Raw genomic sequence first — 2807 nt, 5'->3', positions numbered from 1 at the left:
GAAGTGGTGGATGCAGGGTTTGCAGAGCCAATTTTATATCCGCTAGATCTAGAAGGGGCAACGCCTGAGCATTACCAACAATTGCAAAAAGATGTGTTGGATAATTTTGGCCAGCTTGATGGCTTGATTCATAACGCCGGTATTATTGGCACCATGATGCCAATTGAACAGTACGACCTAAAGCTTTGGTATGCTACGATGCAGATCAATGTTAATGCGCCATTTATGTTGACTCAGGCCTTAATACCAGCTTTAAATAAATCTGATGATGCACGTATTTTGTTTTTATCGTCATCCGTAGGGCGTCACGCAAGAGCTTATTGGGGTGCGTATGGGGTGAGTAAATTTGCGATTGAAGGTTTGAGTAAAACCTTGTCAGAAGAGTTGGAAAAAACCAATATTAAAACTAATTCGCTTGACCCAAAACGCATGCGTACTAAAATGCGTCAAATCGCTTACCCAGCAGAAAATGCAGATAATAATCCAACGCCAGAGAGTATGTCGCCAGCAATCGTGTATTTAATGAGTAAGCAATCTAGTGCGTTAAATGGCGAGCAGTTTACTTTGTCCGATGTTTGATTAAACTTAAACCAAATAAAACAAAATAAATAACAATACCAGTAATGCCTGCCATCAAAGAAAAAACCCCAAGTGGCATAAATAAGCTTTCGTGTAGCCAGCCTTGAGCATCTACATATTGGAAAAAAATATTTTCAAGCAAGAGAAAAACAACACCTAAAAGCAATAAAAATAAAGAATTTTTTAAAATTTTATTTTGAAATGGCATTGTTTAACATTGTAAGTCACTTGTTAAATGTGGATGAATGGTTTTTAAAATTTCTTTAAAAACTTTCTCATTACCCGCAACCACATTGCCAGTTTCTAAGTATTTTCCACGTCCAGAAAAATCACCCACATAACCGCCAGCTTCTTTAACCAGCAGTACGCCTGCAGCAATATCCCAAATATTAAGTTCAATTTCCCAGAAGCCGTCCATTCTGCCGGCAGCCAAATAAGCTAAGTCTAGTGCCGCAGAACCGGCGCGACGAATACCGGCAACTTTTGGATGAATTGCCTTAAACATATCAAGATAAGCATCCAAGTGTTGCGGTGCTTTGAATGGGAATCCAGTGCCAATTAAGGTGTCTTCAAAGCCGTTCGTGCTAGTAACACGAATTCTTTGTTCGTTTAAATAAGCGCCATCACCCTTAGAGGCGGTAAATAGCTCTTCTTTAAAAGGGTCGTAGACCACCGCATGGGTTGGCTCGTCATTTTCATAAAGTGCAATAGAAACCGCATATTGTGGAAAACCATGAAGGTAGTTAGTGGTGCCGTCAAGTGGATCTAAAATCCATACAAAGCGCTTGTCTTTGCCGATGATTTCGCCATTTTCTTCACCTAGAATCGAATGATCAGGAAAGGCGTATTTCAACTCGTCTATAATAGCGTCTTCAGCTGCTTTATCCACTTCAGAAACGAAGTCATTAGCAGCTTTATTTTCAATCGTTAATAGATCGATTTGATTGTGATATCTAAGGATGATGTCACCCGCTTTTCGAGCGGCTTTAACAGCAATATTAAGCGTAGGATGCATAATTAATAGACAAATGGAAAAAGACACGAATTATACCTTTGATAATGTACGTGTGGTTATGGTTAATACCACTGAGCCAGGTAATATTGGCGCAGCGGCACGGGCGATGAAAAATATGAATCTTTCCAAGCTTTATTTGGTTAATCCAAAAGCGCATCCATCAGCTACAGCTACTGCACGTGCTAGTGGTGCGGACGATATTTTGTCGCAAGCGGTAGTTTGTAATTCATTAGAAGAAGCTTTAGCAGATACGCATTTGGTGATTGGCGCAAGTGCCCGTCAACGCAATATTAAATGGCGACAAATGGATGTAGTAGGCGCATGTGCGCAAATTCAACAAACCACAGCAACACAAGGGCGAGAAGTGGCGGTAGTATTTGGCACTGAAAATTCTGGCCTTTCCAATGAGGAGCTAGATTTGTGTCAAATTCTGATGACCATCCCTGGTAATCCTAATTATTTCTCACTCAATGTGGCTTCGGCCATTCAGGTGTTTGCTTATCAACATTATGTTTATAACACCACCACAGAGTTTGAAAAAAGCACCAATGAGCTAGCCAGCAATGTTGAGTTAGAAGGTTTTTACGCACACCTTGCTCAAGTGTTGGAGCACATTGACTACTTTGAAGAAAAACGCCCTAAAGAGTTGCTTATGCGCCGCATGCGTCGTTTCTTTGGCAGGGCTGAACCTGAAAAAGAAGAAGTTGCGATATTTAGGGGGATTCTCAGAAATATCCATCCATTTAAAAAATAGAAAATTTTTCAAATGGAGTTTCTAGCGTTAAAAGCATCTGAAACATGGATTAAATGCCGGTTTTATCTTTAAATAGTAAACAAATAATACTCTAACCCTGATTATTGGTTCATTTACTCAATAATCGGTTTTTTTACCTGTTATCATTTGTTGCATTAAATTTAAAAGTTAAATCGTGTTTAATTTTTTACCTAAATATCAAATATTAGGTAAAAATATAAATTTTATCTTAAAACAGATGGAATTTAGTTGTTTTTTACAGGGTTTATTTTTAATATCGCAATATAAGGAAATATATCCTTATAATAATAGTTAGAGCCGACCGCAGAGCGGTCGGCTCTAACGGCGTGGCAATAGTAGATTAACTTGTCAGACCGCCTGCGGCGTCTAACAAGCCAATCAACCCGACCTAGAGAATTTAAAATAGAGTAAACTCTAAATAAATTTACTAGGCGGGTT

Annotated in this window: 4 protein-coding genes; 2 read left to right on the top strand and 2 right to left on the bottom strand. The window is 38.9% G+C overall.

From position 1 onward, the window contains the following. Positions 1 to 579 (top strand): SDR family NAD(P)-dependent oxidoreductase (locus PSN35_RS06870; RefSeq protein WP_300031312.1); only part of this gene is annotated, 579 nt, incomplete at its 5' end. Here the strand turns inward: PSN35_RS06870 and PSN35_RS06865 are convergent. Next, positions 560 to 787: a DUF3955 domain-containing protein gene (locus PSN35_RS06865; RefSeq protein ID WP_300031308.1), complete on the bottom strand. Its 228-nt coding sequence runs from the start codon at positions 785 to 787 to the stop codon at positions 560 to 562. The two genes, PSN35_RS06870 and PSN35_RS06865, sit on opposite strands and share 20 nt — an antisense overlap. Positions 788 to 790: 3 nt before the next feature. Further along, positions 791 to 1594 (bottom strand): inositol monophosphatase family protein, encoded by an 804-nt coding sequence (locus PSN35_RS06860; RefSeq protein ID WP_300031314.1) that lies wholly within the window; start codon positions 1592 to 1594, stop codon positions 791 to 793. Between the two features lie 13 nt (positions 1595 to 1607). Between PSN35_RS06860 and PSN35_RS06855 the strand changes: the two genes are divergently transcribed. Further along, the gene (locus PSN35_RS06855) at positions 1608 to 2348 is read left to right on the top strand and encodes an RNA methyltransferase (RefSeq protein ID WP_300031306.1); all 741 of its coding nucleotides are present in this window, start codon (positions 1608 to 1610) and stop codon (positions 2346 to 2348) included. The last annotated feature ends 459 nt before the right edge of the window (positions 2349 to 2807 follow it).

Source organism: Candidatus Thioglobus sp. (assembly GCF_028599055.1).
Lineage (GTDB): Bacteria > Pseudomonadota > Gammaproteobacteria > PS1 > Pseudothioglobaceae > Thioglobus_A.
Note: the sequence above shows the minus strand (reverse complement) of the source record. Positions and strands in the feature narration are given on the sequence as shown.